19 protein-coding genes are annotated in these 21,050 nt (G+C 45.1%); 9 read left to right on the top strand and 10 right to left on the bottom strand.

Annotated features, from left to right (window positions below; genetic code table 11):
• Positions 1 to 32: 32 nt before the first annotated feature.
• Together hpf (L5L97_RS00955) and L5L97_RS00950 are read right to left on the bottom strand one after the other, a co-directional pair.
• Entirely contained in the window at positions 33 to 389 is a 357-nt protein-coding gene (hpf, locus tag L5L97_RS00955; RefSeq protein ID WP_028760784.1) for a ribosome hibernation-promoting factor, HPF/YfiA family, read from the bottom strand.
• Between the two features lie 248 nt (positions 390 to 637).
• Positions 638 to 2,206, bottom strand: coding sequence for a methyl-accepting chemotaxis protein (locus tag L5L97_RS00950; protein WP_263180822.1), 1,569 nt, complete (start codon positions 2,204 to 2,206; stop codon positions 638 to 640).
• 428 nt (positions 2,207 to 2,634) lie between these two features.
• On the opposite strand from L5L97_RS00950, the gene L5L97_RS00945 reads away from it, so the two are divergent.
• From L5L97_RS00945 to L5L97_RS00925, 5 genes are all read left to right on the top strand, one after another.
• Positions 2,635 to 3,009 (top strand): DUF3649 domain-containing protein, encoded by a 375-nt coding sequence (locus tag L5L97_RS00945; protein ID WP_212600001.1) that lies wholly within the window; start codon positions 2,635 to 2,637, stop codon positions 3,007 to 3,009.
• A gap of 1 nt (position 3,010) precedes the next feature.
• Entirely contained in the window at positions 3,011 to 4,681 is a 1,671-nt protein-coding gene (locus tag L5L97_RS00940) for a PepSY-associated TM helix domain-containing protein (RefSeq protein ID WP_263180821.1), read from the top strand.
• Positions 4,678 to 5,028: a DUF3325 domain-containing protein gene (locus L5L97_RS00935; protein WP_113940646.1), complete on the top strand. Its 351-nt coding sequence runs from the start codon at positions 4,678 to 4,680 to the stop codon at positions 5,026 to 5,028. The genes L5L97_RS00940 and L5L97_RS00935 overlap by 4 nt, the downstream gene beginning before the upstream one ends.
• An 87-nt stretch (positions 5,029 to 5,115) precedes the next feature.
• A complete protein-coding gene (locus tag L5L97_RS00930; protein WP_028760789.1) occupies positions 5,116 to 5,553 on the top strand; it encodes an OsmC family protein in 438 nt (145 codons plus the stop codon).
• Between the two features lie 224 nt (positions 5,554 to 5,777).
• Positions 5,778 to 6,218: a hypothetical protein gene (locus L5L97_RS00925; protein WP_028760790.1), complete on the top strand. Its 441-nt coding sequence runs from the start codon at positions 5,778 to 5,780 to the stop codon at positions 6,216 to 6,218.
• Positions 6,219 to 6,324: 106 nt separating this feature from the next.
• On the opposite strand, the gene L5L97_RS00920 is transcribed toward L5L97_RS00925, so the two are convergent.
• From L5L97_RS00920 to thrA, 6 genes are all read right to left on the bottom strand, one after another.
• On the bottom strand, positions 6,325 to 9,609 hold the full coding sequence (locus L5L97_RS00920; RefSeq protein ID WP_263180820.1) for a S41 family peptidase: 3,285 nt from the start codon (positions 9,607 to 9,609) through the stop codon (positions 6,325 to 6,327).
• A gap of 345 nt (positions 9,610 to 9,954) precedes the next feature.
• Positions 9,955 to 10,812: a substrate-binding periplasmic protein gene (locus tag L5L97_RS00915; protein ID WP_263167120.1), complete on the bottom strand. Its 858-nt coding sequence runs from the start codon at positions 10,810 to 10,812 to the stop codon at positions 9,955 to 9,957.
• A gap of 280 nt (positions 10,813 to 11,092) precedes the next feature.
• The gene (locus L5L97_RS00910; RefSeq protein WP_113940650.1) at positions 11,093 to 11,386 is read right to left on the bottom strand and encodes a hypothetical protein; all 294 of its coding nucleotides are present in this window, start codon (positions 11,384 to 11,386) and stop codon (positions 11,093 to 11,095) included.
• A 284-nt stretch (positions 11,387 to 11,670) separates the two neighbouring features.
• Positions 11,671 to 12,954: a threonine synthase gene (gene thrC, locus L5L97_RS00905; protein WP_263180819.1), complete on the bottom strand. Its 1,284-nt coding sequence runs from the start codon at positions 12,952 to 12,954 to the stop codon at positions 11,671 to 11,673.
• Between the two features lie 70 nt (positions 12,955 to 13,024).
• A complete protein-coding gene (gene thrB / locus L5L97_RS00900) occupies positions 13,025 to 13,987 on the bottom strand; it encodes a homoserine kinase (protein WP_219250096.1) in 963 nt (320 codons plus the stop codon).
• A complete protein-coding gene (gene thrA, locus L5L97_RS00895) occupies positions 13,984 to 16,452 on the bottom strand; it encodes a bifunctional aspartate kinase/homoserine dehydrogenase I (protein WP_263180818.1) in 2,469 nt (822 codons plus the stop codon). The genes thrB and thrA overlap by 4 nt, the downstream gene beginning before the upstream one ends.
• Positions 16,453 to 17,092: 640 nt before the next feature.
• Between thrA and slyD the strand changes: the two genes are divergently transcribed.
• On the top strand, positions 17,093 to 17,749 hold the full coding sequence (slyD, locus tag L5L97_RS00890; protein ID WP_028760797.1) for a peptidylprolyl isomerase: 657 nt from the start codon (positions 17,093 to 17,095) through the stop codon (positions 17,747 to 17,749).
• A 237-nt stretch (positions 17,750 to 17,986) separates the two neighbouring features.
• On the top strand, positions 17,987 to 18,358 hold the full coding sequence (locus L5L97_RS00885; RefSeq protein ID WP_028760798.1) for a hypothetical protein: 372 nt from the start codon (positions 17,987 to 17,989) through the stop codon (positions 18,356 to 18,358).
• 64 nt (positions 18,359 to 18,422) lie between these two features.
• Here the strand turns inward: L5L97_RS00885 and trpR are convergent, their stop codons facing one another.
• Positions 18,423 to 18,698 carry a trp operon repressor gene (gene trpR, locus L5L97_RS00880; protein WP_028760799.1) on the bottom strand — a complete coding sequence of 92 codons (276 nt, stop codon included), beginning with the start codon at positions 18,696 to 18,698 and terminating at the stop codon, positions 18,423 to 18,425.
• A gap of 190 nt (positions 18,699 to 18,888) precedes the next feature.
• Here trpR and L5L97_RS00875 point away from each other — a divergent pair, with 190 nt between their 5' ends.
• On the top strand, positions 18,889 to 19,338 hold the full coding sequence (locus tag L5L97_RS00875; protein ID WP_028760800.1) for a c-type cytochrome: 450 nt from the start codon (positions 18,889 to 18,891) through the stop codon (positions 19,336 to 19,338).
• A gap of 73 nt (positions 19,339 to 19,411) precedes the next feature.
• Here the strand turns inward: L5L97_RS00875 and L5L97_RS00870 are convergent, their stop codons facing one another.
• Positions 19,412 to 20,104 (bottom strand): cytochrome b/b6 domain-containing protein, encoded by a 693-nt coding sequence (locus L5L97_RS00870; protein ID WP_113940655.1) that lies wholly within the window; start codon positions 20,102 to 20,104, stop codon positions 19,412 to 19,414.
• A 299-nt stretch (positions 20,105 to 20,403) separates the two neighbouring features.
• Here L5L97_RS00870 and hpf (L5L97_RS00865) point away from each other — a divergent pair, with 299 nt between their 5' ends.
• Positions 20,404 to 20,760, top strand: coding sequence for a ribosome hibernation-promoting factor, HPF/YfiA family (gene hpf / locus L5L97_RS00865; protein ID WP_105249847.1), 357 nt, complete (start codon positions 20,404 to 20,406; stop codon positions 20,758 to 20,760).
• The last annotated feature ends 290 nt before the right edge of the window (positions 20,761 to 21,050 follow it).

The following is a 21,050-nucleotide window of genomic DNA, read 5'->3' as shown; positions in this document are numbered from 1 at the left end:
GCTCATCTAAAGCGATGAGTTATAGCTAAAACCTAACGAAGATCCATCTCTTGGATAATTTCATGGGCAATAGCTGGCGTTGTACAGCTCGGGGTTTCATGCAAATCCGCTTTTAACTGACCTTTACGGTGCTTAAGTGCTGCATCTAATTTTTTCGATGCGGCTTTGATTGCTGGGTACATAACCTCATCGGTACCTGAAGCAGAAATACGGCTTCCTTCATAATTCGTACGAAGCTCAACCTGATACTCGCCATGCTCTTTCGCAATAATAATGTCCAGTGCGATCAGAGAGGGGAAATGGGTGGCGATTTTTGCAAATTTTTCGTTAACATCTTCTCTAATAGAATCAGTAACATCGACGTGGTGACCAGAAATATTTATTTTCATAGGTTGTCCCTTTTAGTGTCATTACTTTTATTTTTGCTTCACTAATAGAGCTTGGGGCATGCAGGATAAAACACAAGGGTTATTGGCAAATATTTCGGTCAACTCAGGTATTAGCATCTCCTAAATGTGACCTCCATCAAGAAGTCAAAAATAAAACAGCGAGAAAAACATGATTAAGTGATTGATTTATAAACAGGCATTAATAATAAATCAATCACAAAATGCAATACGACATAAGGTAAATACGCTTAATATTTACGTTGCACACTCTGCTGCCAAAACTGTTGGGACAAATGATGCGTCTTGGTCGATAAACGCGACACTTGATCACCCCGCGCTGCCGCATCGAGCGTCTGCTCTAAACTCTGTTGAGCCAAGTCGCTGATCACATGGATAGCTCGGCTAATTTCTGCGGCCACGGAAGTCTGCTGCGTCATCGCCGCCGCATTATCATCGCTCAAAGAATTAATTCGCGAAATAGATGAAAGCAACTCGCCAAAAGCCACACTCGCATCTTGCGCTAAGCTTACCGAACGTTTTACCTGTTCCTGCCCTGCCATCATGGTCGAGGTTGCCCTTTGAGTGCTTTCCCTAAAACGACTAACAATTAACTCAATTTGTGAGGTTGATTGGCTAGTACGGCTCGATAATTGTCTGACCTCATCGGCCACCACGGCAAAACCACGACCACTCTCCCCAGCCCGCGCCGCTTCAATTGCCGCATTTAAGGCTAATAAGTTAGTTTGGTCGGCAATGGCACGTATGACTTCGAGCACTTGGTGAATCGCACTGCTATCTTGTTCAATAGCTTGTACAACATCGGAAAAGTGGCTCACTTGCACACTTAACTGGTGTATCGCATCAATAACCGTTTCTAAACGAGAATGCCCGCGTTGAGCCGCCTCATGGCTCGACACCATTTCCGAGGCTGTGCGATGAATGTTTCCCGTCACTTCAGCAAAACTGGCACTCATCTGCTCCATCGCAGTCGCAGCTTGCGTGGTTTGTTCACTCTGACTATCGGCGTGCTCCCAAGTGTTTGTAATGGTTTGTTTAAGGCTGACACTTTGTGCTTGGATCTCACTGGCAGAATCAGCCATACGGCCAACAACGCCACCAATTTCAGTGATCAAAAAACGTAGGGCGAGGTCTAATTTACCGATCTCATCTTGGCGGCCGGTGTACACGCCCGTAGCGACGGGATCGTCAATAATGTTGGTTGCCATAGACACAAGCTTTTGCAGCGGCTGCATCAGGTAATACCATGCTAGGCACGCGAGACTCATCCCTACCATCGCGGCAACTATAGGGGAATAACTGGCAATCATCGCCGTAGCCGTAATCGAAACCAACATGGCCAGCAGTATTTTACCACTGAAACCTAACCTATCTTTACGCAATACTTTAGGTTGCTTGCCCTGATTAATATCACGGTAAATACTCTCAGCGGCTTTAATCTGCTCAGGGGTAGCTTGGCGACGAACAGATTGATACTCATGAACTTTACCATCTTCATACACTGGCGCGACGTAGGCATTCACCCAATAATAGCCGCCCGTTTTGGTGCGATTTTTAACTATCCCCATCCAAGGCTTGCCCTGCTTAATTCGCTCCCAGAGGATCTTAAATGCAGCCGCAGGCATATCTTGATGGCGCACTATGTTATGTGGATTCCCTTGCAACTCAGCAACACTAAACCCACTGATCTGCGAAAAGGTCTGATTCACATATTTAATGTTTCCCTTCAGATCCGTCGTTGATAGTAAAATCGCATTATCTGACAGGTGTGTTTCACCATTTGTAGAATTTTTATGCATAGGGTTATCAGGCTAGGTCTCGGTAAAAAAGATAACGCATTCTGCCAAAACCGTCGTCTATCAAAATTGATAAAGCTCACATTGGCAGCATAAAAATTAACCTAACGCTAAACAAGCAGTAACCACTAAACACATATCAACAAATAAAAACAAACAATTGTGACAGGGCGCTCGTTACGCTACATACGTTAAACTCGTCACCCTACACTCGCTAAAGCAGATCAGCTTAAGATCACAAATTCACATTCGAATCTAAATGATATCGTTTATCATTTGAATTAACTAAGTTATACTTCTCGCGGTTAGCTATCTACTGCTATAGAAATGCATTTGTCGTTAAGCCAAAAAGCTCAAGCACACTTTGCAGAATCAACAGTAACGGATAGCCATAACAGACCCATATTGGCTCGAAATGAGAAGTGGCACTTATGTCTAATACACCCGCGTTTGAAACCTCAACGCAATCTTCTACAACTCAAATGCGCTCGTTCTCGCTGATTTCGCGGGGAATTGTGCAATGGTTTAAACAAGAGCAATCGCAGTTTGCCTTCAAAGTCTTTGCCCGTGCGAGTGCCGCTCTAGTGGCGGGTTATGTTGCGGCAGCAACCTTGGCTTGCCTGCTGACATTAGTGCTACCTATGCCGCGCTTTGAAAGCACGATAACAGCCAATATGTTAGCTTTCCTGTTTTATGCCATCGCTATTATTTATGCCTTTTGTGTGCGTAAAACCTGGCATGCATGGCGAGATTTAGGCTTAGTGAGTTTGTTATGTTTTGGATTGATCAAAGTATGTGGGCAATAAGATGAAAGAGACATTTTTTAGAACTTTATCTTGGCTACATACCTGGGCAGGCTTGCTCGTATGTTGGGTATTATTGTTGATCTTTTTTGCCGGTAGCTTGAGCTATTTTCGCCATGAGATCAGCCTTTGGAATGAACCCGAATTACACAAAGGGGTTTATCAAGACTACCGAGCCGATACCCTCGAAAACCAATTAGATAAAGGTCAAAGTTACATAGAAGCGCATTCGCCGGCAACAGCGCAGCGCTGGATGATAGGTTTTCCAACTGAACGAACCCCCTTTCAAAGCGTTAGCTGGCAACTGCCACCAGAAAAAGGTCAGCGTCGTGGCAAGACTGAAGAACATGTAGCCTTAGCAGATGGCAGCGGCATGATCTCTGAAGTGCGTGAGAGTCGCGGCGGTGATTTCTTCTATCGTCTGCACTTTGACTTGCACTATATGTCCGCTATTACAGCGCGTTATATCGTCGGCGTTTGCACTATGTTTATGCTGATCGCCCTTATCAGTGGCATAGTGATCCACAAACGGATCTTCAAAGATTTGTTCAGTTTTAGACGGGATAAAGGCGCTCGCTCTTGGCTAGACGCGCACAATGTGAGCTCTGTCATCGCCCTGCCCTATCATTTGATGATCACTTATACAGGGCTTATTACCCTAATGCTTATCTATATCCCATGGACGGTTAATACCGCCTATTCGGGTGATAACCAAGCTTTTTTAAAAGAACTTAATCCCGCCAGACAAACCGAGAAAGCTGCAGGGATTAGTGCGCCACAGGTGCAACTAAGCCAATTATTACCTCAAGTGAAAGCCGCATGGGGCGATGCGCCAATTAAGCAAGTGATAGTGTCATACCCTAAAGATCAAAATAGCCAAGTGACCTTTTACCAAAACACAGGTAAAGATGTGACCGATGAAGCCAATATTTTGATATTCAACGGGGTAAATGGTGAGCTTAAATATACCAGCCCGCACGAAGCCTCAGGAGCCTCCGCGACTTACGATACTATGATGTCGCTGCACACGGCACGTTTTGCCGCCCCGCTGCTAAGATTTTTATTCTTTTTCTGCGGTTTATTAGGCTGCGCTATGATCGCGACAGGCACTTTGATGTGGGCCATTCGTCTACGTCAAAAACAGCAAAAATTGATCGATAAAGGCGAGAAACCAAGCTTTGGATTACGTTTAGTTGAAGGGTTAAACTTCATGTTTATCTTAGGACTACCCTTAGGCACTGTCGCCTTCTTTTACGCCAATCGTCTCTTATCGACAAGTTTTGCAAGCCGCTCTGAATGGGAAGTTCACAGTTTCTTTCTCGCGTTATCGGCAATGGGAGTTTGGGCTTTCTTGGGTCGTTCACGTCGCCAGTGGCAAACCGCATTACGACTCACAGGGACCTTGTGCTGTGCGCTGCCCGTGCTCAATGCCTTCACATCACCAAGCAATATCATCGACAATATCCAATCCCACCAATGGGCTTTAGTCGGATTTGACGTGCTCGCAGTGCTACTTGGTGGCGCTATGCTATTTGCCAGTAAAAGAGTGACTTTGATTGCTAAGGCCCCCGCTAAACGCCCAGCAAAAGCAAAAAATGCACGTAGAAGCGAATCCCAAACATCCCTTGCCAGCGACCTTAGTTCGTCATCTTCATTGGAGGAAGCCAAATCATGATGCCAGAATTTATTCCCCTACTTGGGATCTTAGGTTTGAGTTATCTTTCCCTCGCCCTGTTTGCCTTAGCTAAATTTGGTCACTTCAAAGATGTGTTCAATCGTCCACCAGCACAATGGCAAAGTCGTTTGCTAACCTTGTTTGCTTGGTTACTACTAGCATTTAGCTTAAGTGCCTGCGCGAGCGATCAGGGCTGGGCCTACGGGAGCATTTTGTTTATGGGAATAATTTCCCTCGCGGCAATGCTGGTCATCCTAACGTTAAGCTACAGCCCGCGCCATTTACCGATAGGAATCGTCACTGGCAGCGTGCTCACTGGCACTCTATTACTGAGTGCTGGGATCTAATGTCCAGCTAACACTGGCATGGCGATCATGGCTAAGTGAGCACCGCTAGGCTATAGTGCCCTGATGTCCTTCAGATAGGAGAAAATAATGGGCTTTAACTTAACGGTTAACTGGCAAACCTCGCCCGCCGAAGAAGGCGAATTTTGTCGAGACCACAGTATTACCTTTGGCAGCGGCCAGACGATTCAAGCCTCGTCGGCACCGGAATACAAAGGCAATGGGCAAAATGTCAATCCAGAGGAAAGCCTGTTGGCTGCATTATCCTCATGCCATATGTTGACCTTTCTAGCAATTGCGCATCTTAAGCGCTTACCTGTAACCTCCTATGTGGATAATGCCACTGCAGAGCTGGGTAAAAACGAGGCGGGCAAGTTGGCCGTGACAAAGATGGTGCTCAATCCTAAGGTCATTTTCGCTGAAGGGGTCGAAGTCAGCCAAGAAACCCTTGAGAAAATTCACGAGAAAGCACATGCAAATTGCTTTATCGCTAATAGTTTAGCAACAGATATTCAAATCAAGTTTTAGGATTTGAGCAGATCTTTATGGCCCGCAGATGCTTTTCCTAAGCGGGCTTTTTTATTGCCGCACCGTAACTCAATACCTGTCTGAATCATTGCTATCACCGAATTATCCGCGCCACCTAACCATCCACAGAGTCTAACTTTTCACCATTATTCAGCTCAGGTCCAGCTTTTAAACAGTACGATAGAAGCCAATCTTAGCTTGGTATCATCTGTTGGAATTAAAAGATGCACATTCAACCACTGCGAAATTCCCCGTCTGTCAGCCCACAAAAAAATGTCTCCACTGCTGAATTTACACAGGTTAAAAATCCAGTTCAAACCAGCGCACCAGCATCAACTGATACAGTAACGCTTTCTAGCGATGCAAAACAATTGGCGGCGAATACGCAAAAACCAGCAGAAATGCCAGCACTGAGGGATAACATAGAAACCTTAGTCGAATTGAAACACGCGAAGATGAAGTATCAAGTGATCGCCGACATGACCAATTTAGCGACAGGAACGAGCCAAGGGATTTCAGCGCCAACGGCCTATTATCTAAGCCATAACGAAGACGCGAGAGCAATGACAGTTAATCACCTTGCCCAACAACAGCAAGTGAACACTATGCAGATCTATGCAGAAACAAGTAAAAATGGGAATAGAAGTATTAATGAATGGGCATAAAAATGGGTGTTGTCTCGGGAACCAAGAGACAACACCCTAACTTTGTACGCGGACATGCTAGCCGAGATACCTTAAATTTCGGTTAAATACTGAATTTAAATATCAATTACTTAGCTTTAATATCCTGTGCCATACCTTTTACAGGCAAAGGTTGCACTTTTAAGGCTGGGATTGGCTGTTTAACCAACTCATCCTTCAAATAACTTATTGCAGTTTCAAGCTGCGCATCTTTGCCATTAAAGGTAGCGAAAGGTAAGTTATCGACTTCAATATCCGGCGTTACGCCATGGCCTTCAAGCACCCAGCGGCCATCCATTGCATACTGTGGATACTCGGCCACCCGCGCCATCCCTTTATCGGTCAACGCATTTCGCCCAGATAACCACACACCCGCCCCTGCCGTTTGTTTACCAATTAAGGGCGCAATACCGAGTGCTTTAATCCCTGCGGAGAAGGTTTCGCCGTCGGAATAGGTCAGTTCATCGGTTAACACCACTAAATGACCACGGAAAGTTTGTTGCATATTGGTGTTTGGCGTGCCGTGGGTCGGTTGCCAAAACGCCCAAGCGCGGCGTAGTAACTTCTCAATAATCCAACTGTCAATATTGCCACCGCGGTTACGGCGAACATCGATAATCAAACCCTCTTTATCGTAGTTGGCATAAAACTCACGGGCGAAACTTTCAATATCACCACCGCCCATGGCATATAAGTGCAAATAACCCATCTTGCCCTGACTTGCATCCTCGACCACTGCCGCGTTATGGCTCACCCAATCTAAGTAACGTAATTGACTGTCCACCACAGCGCTAACGGGCATGACGATGGTTTTATGGGTTTGGCTACCACGCTTAAGCTGTAGTAATACTTGCTTATCCTGTTGATTGCGTAAATGACGCGTGACGTCGGCCACATTTGCCACTGGCGTGCCATTGATAGCCAGTAACATATCGCCTTCTTTAGCATCGACTTCGATACGATTTAACGGTGAAGCATTAGCAGGTAACTCAGGATCGTTACTGTAAATGTGCGCAATTTTAACGCCATCTGCAGTTTGTTGTAGGCGCGCGCCAAGACTTGCCGCTTTAGCCGCATCGGGATCTTGAGGTATGTCACCACCGCGCACCTGTGAGTGCAAAGAATCTAACTCGCCCATCATTTGCATGAAAATATCATTCAGTTCGTTACGATCGGTCAGGCGGTCGAGCAAAGGCTGATACTTAGCCTTAGTGGCTTGCCAATCGAGGCCGCGCATTTTTTTGTCGAAGAAAGATTCTCGGTGCATCAACCACGCATCTTCAAACATTTGCTGCCATTCAAGCTGCGGAGAAATCGCTAACTGCCATTGTTCCGTTTGCACTTTGGCATTATCCGTATCGCCTAATTTATCGCCGCCATCAACAATCAGGAGTGATTTCTCATTACTGTGCTTACGTAGCATCAGCTTTTTACCATCGGCAGAAACCTCATATTGGCCAATGTCCTCGGCAAAAACCTCGACTTTGGGGCTTAATCGGTCAAATTTGATGGTCATTAAATTAGGGGCGACATCGTCACCAATAGCTTGATCTAACAGATAAAGTCTATCATCGATGACGCGCAGCTTACTGTAATTGCCTGAATCGACAGGCACTTGCCATAAACGCTGGGAGATCCCTGCCCAATCGATTTTCACTGGACTCGGTTTATCCTTAGCATCGGTTTTTTCAACTTGATTCGATTCGAGTTCATTGGGTTTACTAAAGGGGAATTTGGCATTTTTGACCAGTGCGATGGCAAAAATTTGGCTGCGTTTATCAAACACAGGGCCCATGTTTCTATCGCCCCAAGGTGAACTTGGTGTTGCGCTGAATTGGCGATTCGATAGGAAATATAGCCACTGGCCGTCACTGCTAAAGGTTGGCGAATAGGACTCGTATTTGTCGCTGGTGAGCGTCTCGGCCTTATTTTCATCCACAGAATAAAGGATGATTTGCGGACGTTGTTTACCGATTTCCGACTTAGTGAATGCAATAAAACGGCTGTCACCGGACCAGCGGATATCGGCGTAAGGCCCAAGTCCCTCGCCGTTAGTGATGATTTTTTGATTGGTATTTTTCTTTAAGTCGAGCAGCCAAACATTACCATCGTTATCGTCATGGGCGATAAATCGACCGTCACTAGACAAATTAAGACTCATTCTTAAAGTATGACCATCTTTGGTTAACTGTTTAGCGCCACTGCTGCCATCAGCAGGGAATTGCCAAATTTCCTGCTGACCTGTCATGTCGCTAATCGCATAAACCGACTTGCCATCTTGGCTCAACACCGCTTCCCTTATGCGATAAGTCCCCGGCAGTGCAACTTGAACTAAACGCGAGCCATCAATACCCGCGATCGCCACGTGGCTGCGGGCGGTGATCACCACTTTATCGCCAGCGGGGGCCAAATTAGTTGAAGAAGCGTAATCCATAGGATCTTTTACCCAATGCTCACGGCGCTCGGCAAAATCGGAAGTGAGTTCAATATTGAGTAACGAGTCTTTAGCGGCAGCAATATCAAACACATGGATATCCGCACCTAACTGGAATACCACTTTGCCTTGGTCCATCCGCGCACCGCGGACTTGCCAATCTTTAAATTGGGTTAACTGTTTTGCATCTGAACCATCGAGCGCCATCGACCAGAGGTTGTCGTTGCCATCGCTGTCGCTGATAAAATAGAGTCTCTCCTGCCATAGCATAGGTTGGCGTACTGAGCCGTCGTGTTGGCCGCTGAGCAACTGGGCTTCGGTTTTGCTGCCAAGTTTAAAGCGCCATAATTCGCCCTTTGCGCCGCCACGGTACACTTTGGCGTTATCCCCAGTGACTTGTAGACCAAAGCGGGTGAAGTACACGTATTCGTTGCGATCATCAATCACACCTTCGACCGCATCGGCTAAGGGTAAATCTGTAGTCGTGAGGGTTTTAGGATCGACGCTGCGCAGCATCCAATTATTAGCAGGACCAAAACCAGTGTCGGTAGAATATAAAATCTCGCCTTTGGCAGTCCAGCCCTGAACTCGTACACGGCTATTCTCAAAACTCACCCGTTTAGCCACACCGCCCGTAATAGGGATCACATACACTTCGCTCGCGCCTTCATAGTTGGCAACATAAGCAACCCACTTACCGTCGGCCGAAATAGTCGCCCCTAGCTCTTCTGCGGGTAAACTCGTTAAGCGAGTCGCCGCTTTTTGACCTAAGGTCTGAGTCCATAAATCCCCTTCTGCAGTAAAGACTAAGGTTTGAGCGTGCAACGCTGGCGCACGGTAATACCCTTGATTGCTCACCGCATCGGCAGCGATGGTTTGGAACGCTGTTAATGTGCCAAGGGCAAGCATGCAGCAGGCGACAGAATGGCGAAGTTTCATGTATGACCTCTATCCTATTGTTATTTTAGCAATAGACTCTTTACTACGAGATTTTGCTAGCAGATTTAGCGAAGAAATTCTTGCCATGGGCTTTTGTAAAAAACCACAATCAAGTCCAAAGCATGACAATTGAGCCCAACAAGCTAGCAGAATTTGATAGAGAGTTCAGTAACTTCGAGTCAGAGAAGTTTTAGCAAATGTGTCACATCTTAAATCGCGGAGGAACAACTGAATAAAAGACAAGATTCTTTAGAGGAAAACATCAAAGATCATAGCGTTACCATATTGCACTAGGATAAAAATATACCAGAGTCGGACATGAGTGGCTAACGTGAAGGGCTAATGTTAAGGGCTGACATACAGCGTCTTTAGCGGACTGTTTAGGCGGCTCATATTAGACTGTTTCGCCAGTGTCATTTGTTGCCATTTATTGATCACTCGTGCAATTTCACCGTTATCCATCAATGCCTTAATCGCATGATTAAACTGCTCTAACTGGCTTGTCTTGATACTCGCTTTACTGAACATTAAATGAATATGATTTTGATCTAATACTAACTTAAGTGGCACTAGCTTGATGCGTTGATGCTGGCTGGCGATATAGGGCATGGCTAAGGTATCTCCGACTATCATATCTCCTCTACCGTAGATAAGCATTTGCACAGACTTATCTGAGTCGGGACTTAATACTAACAAGTGCTCCTGCTCTAATCGATATTGAGATTCTTGATAATCTGCACCATACCAACCGCTAGAAGGGACAAGTAGACGCAATTTTTGGGTAAAAATGTCCTCCCATTTATCGATATTAATCTGATCTTTTTGCTCATAAAGTACAAATAAGCGCAGCTCTTCATCTCGGTAATAGGTTGAAAAAAGAGCATAGTTTTGACGTTCATCCGTCATAGTCGCTCCCATCAACACATCTAACTGTCCTGCTCGCAACATCTGATGCGAGCGCTTAGCGGGCACATTAATAAAATGAACTTCACAACCAAGATACACTGCAAATGCCCGCATCAGATCCACATCTAAACCTTGGGCTTCTCCTTGAGGATCTTGCCAAGCATAGGGAGGCCAATCGTTGTAACCGACTTTAATCGTGTTCTTACAAGGTAAAGGGCTATTGACCTGCGACGCACTTACAGCGGGCAAGACTAAAAAAAACATAAATAAGACAGGAACGTATTTAAACCATGGCATAGGCTAAGTTACTTGCCTCTTAAGTTGATGATCCTCTCTTGATTAAGATGAAGTATAACGATTCAGTGTCAGACTTCCGCGAGGGGGTTCTACCTCAGTAAGCGTAGTTGTCACTTAGATAGCGCGCCATAAACACCGGCGAGATCACAGTAATTAGCCTAAAAAAGGACGGGGGATAATAACAAAAAAGCACAACAGCCAATAGTGAGATCTAAACGACTCACTATACTGCGATAAAGGCTAAGCCGGAACGCAGGAAATAAAATAAAGTTTTATAAATTTAAATCAGACACTTATAAATAATAGCAACAACTTTAGTGGGATCCCCCATATCGACTTGTAACCAAACTATGTGTGTCCCCCCCAATTCCTCACCCTGAGCCGTGGCGGACTCTTTAGCTTCATCAAGCTGGTTTTCATGGCGGCTCACCCCAGTGACTAAAGCAAAACTATCGCAGTGGGTGACTTCAAAATCGTAGGCCACGTTAATGCGACGATATAGTTCATGCTGCTTGGTCGCACATCCAGATATTAAAACGCAAAAACATGTACTTAACAGAAAAAATTTAGACAAATCAATTAACCCACAGATTAAACACGCGGGTGAACATAACTAATTGCAACCGATAAAATTGTGAACAATGTCACATATAAGAAACCAAGGATAATACAGAAAGTTACAAATATTAATTAAATATCATGTAGTTAACTAAGGGTTGTTTTATGTTCGCTGGTAACACAAGCTCATCAATTCCCCACCATAAAACTCACACTTGTAAAAAAAGGGAGCCAAGCTCCCTTCCTGCTTTTACGCCATGTTATTCCACTGCTAGGCAGACATCAGTAGGGCTAAAGCCCTTAAGCTAATATTTTGAATAAATGCACTTTTAATGCAGCAAAATCTGCCGCTAATTCCGCGGATAAGATGGGCTTACTCGCAACAGCTTCAAGCTCAGGCGGCAAGGGTAAGTTAAGCGTTAATTCTCTATCCACAACATCCTTAAATTTAGCGGGATGCGCCGTCCCCAAGAATATGCCCACTTCATCGGGCACTAAGGTTAAAGATAAGGCCTTAGCTGCAATCGCCGCATGGGGCTCAGACACATAACCCTGTGCATGCAACTCAGCTAATGCCTGTGACGTTTGTTCCTCCGATAAGCGAATACCCACTAAGCTACTCAGTGGCCAGCCTAATTTCTCACAAATGGCTTCCACACGCGGCCAGTTACTGGGTTCACTCACATCCATGGCATTGGACATAGTCGCTTGAGTCGGATTGGGCTGCCATTGGCCATTGTCTAAATAACGCGGCACTGTATCGTTGGCATTGGTCGCGGCAATAAAGCGTTTAACTGGTAATCCCATCGCTTTAGCGAATAAACCTGCGGTGAGGTTGCCAAAGTTACCACTTGGCACTGAAATCACAGGATCGGCTTCATGGCGCTGTTTAGACTGGGCAACCGCTTCAAAGTAATAGCAAATTTGCGCGAGTAAGCGGCTGATGTTGATAGAATTTGCCGAGTTTAAGCTCAACCCATCGCGGACTTCGGGATCATCAAAGGCGCGCTTAACCAGATCTTGGCAGGCATCGAAATCGGACGAGACGGCAACTGTATGGATATTCTTGCCCAAAGTCGTGAACATCTTTTCCTGTAGTTCACTGATCTTGCCCTTAGGATAGAGCACCACCACATTGACTTTCTCAAGTCCATAGAAGGCATCGGCAACCGCGGCGCCAGTATCGCCCGAAGTCGCAGTCAGAATGGTTAAGCGTGTGTCGCCGACAAAGGCATTGACGCATTGCGCCATAAAGCGCGCCCCAAAATCTTTAAACGCCAGTGTTGGACCGTGGAATAATTCGAGGCAGGCACGCTGCTCATCGACGGCAACCAAAGGTAAATCAAAGTTAAAGGCACGCTCAACTAATTCATCGACCGCATCTTGGCCTAACTCAGAGGCAAGCCATGCGCCGAGTACTTTTTTACTGCGCTCAACGAATGGCAACGCCAGCAGCCCTTCAATATCGTCTAGTACGGGTATTTGACTAGGAAAGAACAAACCTCTGTCTTTACCTAACCCCAGTTGTACCGCTTCTTTAAAGCTCACTTTCTGCGAAGGGTATTTTAAATTATATAGTTCCATGCTCACTCAACCTTTTGATGCTAAACCTTAAATGCTAATTTGGGGTACTTAGTCTTAGCTAAATTAACTATTAATCGACTCTACGCGTACCTTGCTCATCGAGGCGACACACGTGGGCAAAGCCACCCACCTCGGTGAGATAATGCTGTTCTAACCAGGCTTTAGCGGTATTTGCCGTGGCTAAATCATCGGTAATCGAAAACAGCGTTGGGCCGCTGCCCGAAATCCCCGTAGTCAACATGCCTAAATCGGCTAAAGCGGCTCTGGCCTTGCCGTAACCCGGAATCGCGGCGGCGCGATAGGGCTCGGCTAACACATCCTTTAATACGCTGATCGCAAGCTTGGCATTCTGCTGGTATGACGCATGAACAAAAGCGCTTAAATAACGGCCAAAATCGATAGTGACACTTTTATCATATTGATCCGGCATGAGTTTGCGCATCATTGCCGTTGAAAGTGAAATCCCTGGATAGGCCACAACCCAATACCATTCTTTAAAACTCGGTATCGCTTCGCAAACTGTGCCCGGCACATTGAGCATCAATTGCATGCCGCCCAAATAACAGGGGGCAACATTGTCATAGTGCACACTACCGCTGATCTTCCCTTCAAACTCGCCCATCAGTTCAAGCAGTGCTTGCTCGTTATAGGGTCTATCAAAATGTTCATTCAGGGCATATAACGCCGCCACGACAGAGCTTGCACTCGAACCTAAACCACTGCCGACGGGCAGGTTCTTTTCCAGTGTCAGCGCTACGCCTCCATCTGCTTTACCCTGCGCAGTTAAAAACTCCTTACTCATGGCTGTTAAGAAGAATTCGGCACATTGGTACACAATATTGTCTTGCGGATTATCAGGTAGTTTATGGGCCCAAGCGCCGGTCTGTATCAGACTCACACCCGACGCTGCCGCGGCGATAGTCACTCTATCGCCCAGTAAACTACCATCAATCGGCGCTAATGCTGCACCGAGTAAATCAAATCCGACGCCCACGTTACCCATAGAGGCTGGAGCGTAAACGGTCAAACTCATACACTCACCTCACGAGTCCAATTCAAGGTTCTTAATACATCGGCAAAGGCACCAGCAGCGGTCACTTCAGTCCCTGCGCCATAGCCGCGTAGCACAAAGGGAATGGGCTGATAATAACGGCTATAGAACGCCAAGGCATTTTCGCCGCCTTTAACGCTATAAAGTGGATCATTTGCATCCACTTCGGCGATACGCACACGGCACACACCATCCTCGATTTGCCCAACATAACGCAGCACTTTACCTTGGGCTTTGGCCTGCGCCACTTTTGCGGCAATTACGGCATCAACTTGCGGCAATCGTGCCATAAAGCTTTCAACATCACCTGAATCATCAAACTCGGCAGGCAATACAGATTCCACCTGCACGTCACTGAGCTCTAACTTTAATCCCACTTCACGGGCAAGAATGAGCACCTTACGCGCCACATCCATACCGCTCAAATCATCACGGGGATCGGGCTCAGTAAAACATTTTTCCCGCGCAAGACCGGTCGCTTCGGACAGTGTCATGCCTTCATCGAGCATGCCGAAGATAAAAGATAAAGAACCCGATAAAATACCGTTAAACTTATGCAGTTTGTCACCCGCAAATAACAGTTTTTTCAGGTTATCGATCACAGGTAAACCCGCGCCGACTGTGGTTTCGTATAAGAATTGGCGACGCTGTTTTAATGCCGTTTGGCGCAGTGCTTGGTAATAAGCATAATCGCGGGTATTAGACTTTTTATTGGGCGTGACTACATGCAAACCTGCGTTCATCACATCCAAATACAGGTTCGACACTTGCTCGCTCGAAGTGCAATCCACCAGCACTGGGTTAAGCAATTGTTGCTCTTTCACCCATGCGAGTAGCACAGGAATATCACAGGCTTGCTGACTATCGGCAAGTAAACTAGACCAGTTGCTTAAGTCGATACCCGCGCTGTCGAGTAACATCTTGTTCGAATTCACTATACCGCAAACACGGATACTGATGTGCTGCTCTTTAAGCATGGCGGACTGTTGTTTTATCTGCTCGAGCAGGCCTGCGCCCACATTGCCGCAACCCACTAAAAACACATCTAAATACTGCTGCACATCGAAAAAGCCTTGATGACAAGCCGCCACCGCATGCTTAGTCTTACGCTGCTCGATCACAGTCGAAATCGAGCGCTCGGACGAACCTTGGGCGATGGCGATAATGTTCACGCTTGCCTGCGCTAACGCTTGGAAGAAACGCGCCGCCACTCCTTTATGGGTGCGCATGCCATCACCAATCAAGGATACAATTGCCAGTTCATGGCGCATAGCGATAGGCTCAAGCAAATCACTTTTTATTTCTAATTCAAACTCTTGCTCTAAGGCCCATTTCACTTTGGCCGAGTCAGACGTCGCCACACAGAAACTAATACTGTATTCAGAAGAACTTTGAGTGATTAAAGACACAGACACGCCGCTGCGGGAAATCGCCGCGAGAGTACGGCTCGCCATGCCAACCATGCCTTTCATGCCCGGGCCTGATATATCGAACATGGTCTGGTTATCTAAATTGGAGATAGCTTTAACCTGCAAGCCGGTTTCATCGGCTTGGTTTGATACCAGAGTGCCGGGCGCATCGGGGTTAAAACTGTTTTTGATATAACAGGGAATATGGAACTGGGCGATAGGCGCAATCGTCTTAGGATGCAGTACCTTAGCGCCAAAATAGGAGAGTTCCATCGCCTCTTGATAGCTGAGTTGTGATAACAGCTTAGCATCGGCAACCACACGGGGATCGGTATTATAAACACCGTCAACATCGGTCCAGATTTCACAGCTCGAAGCATCTAAACAGGCGGCGAGCACGGCAGCAGAATAGTCAGAACCATTACGGCCTAACGTCACCACTTTGCCCTGTTCATCGGCGGCGGTGAATCCCGGCATTACCCATACGCGCTTTTCACCTAATGCCAACGCACGAAACCTTGGCTTACTCACAGCGATATCGACCACGGATTCTAACGGCCGACCACGACCCAGAAACAAGGCGCGAGGATCGAGTTGAGCAGACGTGATCCCCTTAGATAGCATCACTTGTTCCATCAAGGCTGCAGATAAACGCTCACCTGCCACCACGATTTCAGCACGTATGCCATCGGGACACTCTTGCAGTAAGCTAATGCCACGTAATCTATCCTGCCAAATCACCAGCTGCGCATTAAGTCCAGAAAAGAGCTGTTCACTCTGCTCACTCGACAACATTGAAGTAACAGCATCTTGGTATAGCGAGGTAAATACCCGCTCAACATGCTGCAGCACAGACGAATAATCTTCACCTTTAACGGCTACATCAACCATTTCTAGTAACGCATTTGTCACAGTCGCCGGGGCCGATAGCACAGTGGCTATGGGTTCAAGCTTAGATGACTTAGCAACGATATCCGCCGCCATCGAGAATCGCTGCCAATTTGCAAGCGAGGTACCACCAAATTTCATTACTTTCATCTTGTTCTCCTGTACCGCGCCCGACTTAGAAATAAGAGCTAGAAACAAAAAAGCCCGCTTCTTTGTGGGAAGCGGGCTCATCGTTAAAATTCTTTAGGGTGTATCAGCCCGCCCCCACTGTTGTTGTAGTGGTGGTTGTAATAATGGTAGTTACTACGAAACCTAGGCTATGCATGTGTTTGGGCTAATCCATGTTAATTTCTTGATAAACAGAATTGCTTTTTTTACCCGCGCTTGTCAACCCCTAAAATGGATTATTTATAGGCAAATATTAACGCTCGATAAAATACTGTATCAAGATTCGTTAATATGAAGTTTTCTAGGGGTAAAAATGCGATTTACGCAATAGATAACTGTTGACGTCAACGTAACATGGCACGAAAACCATTATGTAATCACTTGTTTTACATAAAATTATTTATAGTGCACTTTAAAACAATGCGTTATTTGTTCTACCTCATCACTCAGGCTAAATTGACAGGCTAACGAGCAAAAATCACATTACTCATCCTTTCTACCGTAAAGCACCGACAAATTTGCCTAAAAAAACCTGTGCGATATCTAACATAAGCCACTTCAAATTATCGCCAGCACTAAAAAAGCACGTTATTATGCGCGCACATTACGAATTGGAGGCGATATGAAGATCACTCAACACAGCGCGGTAACCATTCATTACCGTTTATCAGATCAAGAAGGCAGACTATTAGAAGACTCTTTCGACTCTGAACCTATGCTATATCTACACGGCACTGAAAACCTGATCCCAGGTTTAGAAGCCGCATTAGATGGTAAAAGCAAAGGCGAAAAACTCGATGTCACTATTAGTGCCGAAGAAGCCTATGGCCCTTATCACGATGGCCTACGTCAAGCCGTGCCATTAGAAGCCTTTGGTGATATCGAAGATATCGTCCCAGGTATGCGCTTCATCGCTGAAACTGAAATGGGTCAACGCCCTGTTCAAGTCATGGAAGTGAAAGACGATGTGGTTATCGTCGATGGCAACCATCCTTTAGCGGGCCAATCGCTCAATTTCAGCGTCGAAATCGTTGACGTTCGTGAAGCCTCAGCCGAAGAAATCGCTCATGGCCACATTCATGCCCAAGGCGGTTGTGGAAGCCATGGACATGATCACGACCACGGCGGTGGATGCTGTGGCGGTTCAGGTAAACAAGAAGCGGGCGGATGTTGTGGTGGTTCAGACCACGATCATGGACACCACCATGAAGAACACGAAGCCTGCGACACACCTAAAACAGGCTGTGACGGCAATGGCGGCTGTGGTTGCCGCGGCTAAACAAAGCCTGATACCAGAAGTTAAACGAGAAGTTGTTTATCCGTAAGTGATTAAACAGCCATTGTTTAACCTTTTAAGATGCACGCCCTTAATTTAAGGTCGTGCATTTTTTATACACAAGCGTTTATAATATTCGTAATAGATAAATAACTGACTGGTAAATTGAAGTATTCAAATTTTATATGAATATTTTCAATTAGATATTGATATCAACCTAAGTTAAGCGACGGAGTGCTTATGTTAACCAAACCCCTTTACGAAATTTTGCCTTTTGGCTACATGGCGCTTGGTAGTTCGAGTTTTATTGCACTCGACATCAACTATGCCTTGATAGCGGCAACTGTGGTATTTGTATTAGGTGCGAGGATCTACGTTATGCGTTCTCAAAACCGTCGAACAGACTCGGCTAAGCGGCGTAAATCGGGTTATCTTCCCGAGATAATTTATAACTTCCTACCTTTTATCTATCTCTTAGCAGCGCTGGCTATCTTTAAATTCCTTCCCAAGGATCTTTACCCAATTCTGGCTATCTGTTTACTCAGCTACGGCTTATACATTCTGGTTCGTCGTTCCCTCTATCGTCGTCATAAGCTTCCCATCACGCCTTAAGACTTAGTTCTATTCACCACAGTAGGAGCAGATGATATTCACAAAAGTTGTATCCACATGAACACTAACCAATTAATTTTTGAACTTTCGCCCTATGCTCAGAAGACATATTCTTCAAATAATTAGAACAACGTGTAATCGTTGCAATACTGACTTCATATTCCGCAGCGATATGCCTTTGACTCATTTCCCCGTCTAGCAGCAATTGAAAGACCTTCAAACGTCCAGCAACGGCACTACGTTCTTCTTCGGTTAACAGTAAATGAAACAACACAGAAAGATCTTCATAATTGCTGTGGCTCAAAATTTTTTCTAATACTAGATCCCAGTTAGCTCGCATAATCACCCTCATAAGTACTGTTCAAGCATTACATTAGCAGTCTAACAGATTTCGCCTACTTACAAATAAATTGTTACGTTTAGCCGTCTTATCCAAACAAAAACTGACAAAATTGCTTCTAGTACATCAAGTTAATTTGTGTACAATAGGAGTGCAATGTCACACTTCGACGCTAATTTGTGAGAATACGATGAAAAAATTACTACTTACTCTCGTTGCCAGTACCTTATTGGCTTCAACTGCTCAAGCACACAATTTCGAAGACTCTAAAGATGCAATTGAATACCGCCAATCTGCATTTGGTCTTATTGCTTATAACTTCGGCGATATGGCTGCCATGATGAAAGGTAAAAAACCTTTCGAAGCAGAAACCTTCGCAATGCGCGCAACGAATGTTGCTGCATTATCCAAAATTCCTTTCGAAGGTTTTATTGATGGCTCAGACAAAGGTGATACCGAAGCCCTAGCCAAAGTTTGGCAAGACAGAGCTGATTTTGATGCAAAAATGAAAACCTTCCAAGAGAATGCTGCCATTCTGGCTACTGTAGCTCAAAAAGGTAATCAAGCTGAAATCAAACAAGCCTTTATGGACACAGGAAAAAGCTGTAAAAGTTGTCACGACATTTATAAGAAAGATTAGTTTGACGTTGTTTTTCCCAACAAAAAGCCTGCTAAATAGCAGGCTTTTTGTTGTTCCCAAAATGAGTATAAATCTACAGAACTTGCACTATTGGCCACATTAAATAGCCAAAGACCACAGCAGCGCATACTGTGAACAGCACTAAAGCAAGCCACTCAGACTTGAATCGAAGCTCGCTCTTCGCACTTGATGAAAAAGCAACCTTCGAGACTTTCTTGTAACCACTGATCATAGCACCAACTAACTTATCCCCTTTCATGGCATGAATAATCACAGCCAGTACATGAATGGCACTCAGCAAGAGAATAAGGTTAAAGTTCGTTTTGTGTAACCAAGTCAAAAACCCACTGGTATCTGAACTGACATAGCTATATAGCGGACCTTCGGTAAAAATATCATCGGTCGCAAAAAGGCCTGTAACTAATTGAAGGCTAATGATCCCAATCAACGCGATGACCATATAGCCACCGATAGGATTGTGTCCAAGTACCACAGACATCCCTTTAGTTCGAATCGATCTCAAGTAATCGAGTACAACTTTGGGGTGATGAACAAAGTGGCTAAACCTTGCCGTATCACTACCAATGAGCCCCCAGAGGATCCTAAATCCAATAAGGATCAGCAAACTATAAGCAAAAATTTGATGCCACTGCATTTCGCCCGCATCGGCACTCCACCATAAAAGTGCCAACAGACACACCATGCCCCAATGGAAAATTCGCGTGGGTAAATCCCAGACCTTAATTTTAACGTGTTCAGTATTCATAAAATGGGCAAACTCAAAGTGACCGAATGGAATAAGTAGAGGTATTTTATCGGGATTCGGGATGAAACTTAAAGTAAATATAAGTAAATAAGGGCAAAGACTGCGGAGTTATCCCATCGAATATGACCCCATTTAGCTGGCAATACAAGGCTTTTGGGTCAAGAATTATTGATATTTGTCTAAGTGATCAAATATCCAACGAACAGTATCTAATGGGCACAAAAACGTGATCTACATCTCGTTTTATAGTGCGAACCTTGGTAATCTGAAATCCAAGGAAACAACAGAAGGTTCGAAATATGCTAAAGATTACTAGCAAGCAACTTGAAGTCACATCTCCTATTCGCGAACGCATTGAAAGCCGTTTTGAAAAACTTTCAAGGCATGATGTGCAAATGATAAATCCCCATGTAATCATTACGGAGGAGAAACCTGGTTTCAAAATTGAAGCATCGGTTGGCATCCCAAATGGAGAACTCTTCGCTCAAGCAAAACATGAAAATTTATATACTGCGATTAACGCTATGGGCCAAAAATTAGAGAAGCAGCTCAATCGCATAACACACAAACCTGAAGCTCAACGCTCCACATCACTAACACCGACTAATAATGTTGTTGAAATTGACGACGAGTACGAGGAGGAAGATGCGGCATAATTTAAATCTAGTGAGTGCGAGAAACGCATCACTTTGAGAGCAATAAAGTAGAAATATTTAATCAGATCACAGTTTTTACAAAAGCTTAGTGCAATCATTTTAATGATGAAAAAAAACAGTTCTTTTGACTAAATACCTACTACACTTTACAAAGTGACAGCAAGAATCGAAGTGGTGCGGATTTAAATCGTTTCAAATGTTGATTTACTTTAAATTTTGATTTACAAATATTGATTAACAGATCTTAATTTCTAAATAACGTTACTGGATATAACTAAGGAGCACGACCA

Source organism: Shewanella sp. SM71, assembly GCF_025653905.1.
In the GTDB taxonomy this organism is placed as follows: domain Bacteria; phylum Pseudomonadota; class Gammaproteobacteria; order Enterobacterales; family Shewanellaceae; genus Shewanella; species Shewanella oncorhynchi.
Note: the sequence above shows the minus strand (reverse complement) of the source record. Positions and strands in the feature narration are given on the sequence as shown.

Excerpts from the sequence above, each read along its gene's own strand:
- hpf (WP_028760784.1), bottom strand. The coding sequence starts at position 389 with ATGAAAATAAATATTTCTGGTCACCACGTCGATGTTACTGATTCTATT.
- L5L97_RS00950 (WP_263180822.1), bottom strand. The coding sequence starts at position 2,206 with ATGCATAAAAATTCTACAAATGGTGAAACACACCTGTCAGATAATGCG.
- L5L97_RS00945 (WP_212600001.1), top strand. The coding sequence starts at position 2,635 with ATGTCTAATACACCCGCGTTTGAAACCTCAACGCAATCTTCTACAACT.
- L5L97_RS00940 (WP_263180821.1), top strand. The coding sequence starts at position 3,011 with ATGAAAGAGACATTTTTTAGAACTTTATCTTGGCTACATACCTGGGCA.
- L5L97_RS00935 (WP_113940646.1), top strand. The coding sequence starts at position 4,678 with ATGATGCCAGAATTTATTCCCCTACTTGGGATCTTAGGTTTGAGTTAT.
- L5L97_RS00930 (WP_028760789.1), top strand. The coding sequence starts at position 5,116 with ATGGGCTTTAACTTAACGGTTAACTGGCAAACCTCGCCCGCCGAAGAA.
- L5L97_RS00925 (WP_028760790.1), top strand. The coding sequence starts at position 5,778 with ATGCACATTCAACCACTGCGAAATTCCCCGTCTGTCAGCCCACAAAAA.
- L5L97_RS00920 (WP_263180820.1), bottom strand. The coding sequence starts at position 9,609 with ATGAAACTTCGCCATTCTGTCGCCTGCTGCATGCTTGCCCTTGGCACA.
- L5L97_RS00915 (WP_263167120.1), bottom strand. The coding sequence starts at position 10,812 with ATGCCATGGTTTAAATACGTTCCTGTCTTATTTATGTTTTTTTTAGTC.
- thrC (WP_263180819.1), bottom strand. The coding sequence starts at position 12,954 with ATGGAACTATATAATTTAAAATACCCTTCGCAGAAAGTGAGCTTTAAA.
- thrB (WP_219250096.1), bottom strand. The coding sequence starts at position 13,987 with ATGAGTTTGACCGTTTACGCTCCAGCCTCTATGGGTAACGTGGGCGTC.
- thrA (WP_263180818.1), bottom strand. The coding sequence starts at position 16,452 with ATGAAAGTAATGAAATTTGGTGGTACCTCGCTTGCAAATTGGCAGCGA.
- slyD (WP_028760797.1), top strand. The coding sequence starts at position 17,093 with ATGAAGATCACTCAACACAGCGCGGTAACCATTCATTACCGTTTATCA.
- L5L97_RS00885 (WP_028760798.1), top strand. The coding sequence starts at position 17,987 with ATGTTAACCAAACCCCTTTACGAAATTTTGCCTTTTGGCTACATGGCG.
- trpR (WP_028760799.1), bottom strand. The coding sequence starts at position 18,698 with ATGCGAGCTAACTGGGATCTAGTATTAGAAAAAATTTTGAGCCACAGC.
- L5L97_RS00875 (WP_028760800.1), top strand. The coding sequence starts at position 18,889 with ATGAAAAAATTACTACTTACTCTCGTTGCCAGTACCTTATTGGCTTCA.
- L5L97_RS00870 (WP_113940655.1), bottom strand. The coding sequence starts at position 20,104 with ATGAATACTGAACACGTTAAAATTAAGGTCTGGGATTTACCCACGCGA.
- hpf (WP_105249847.1), top strand. The coding sequence starts at position 20,404 with ATGCTAAAGATTACTAGCAAGCAACTTGAAGTCACATCTCCTATTCGC.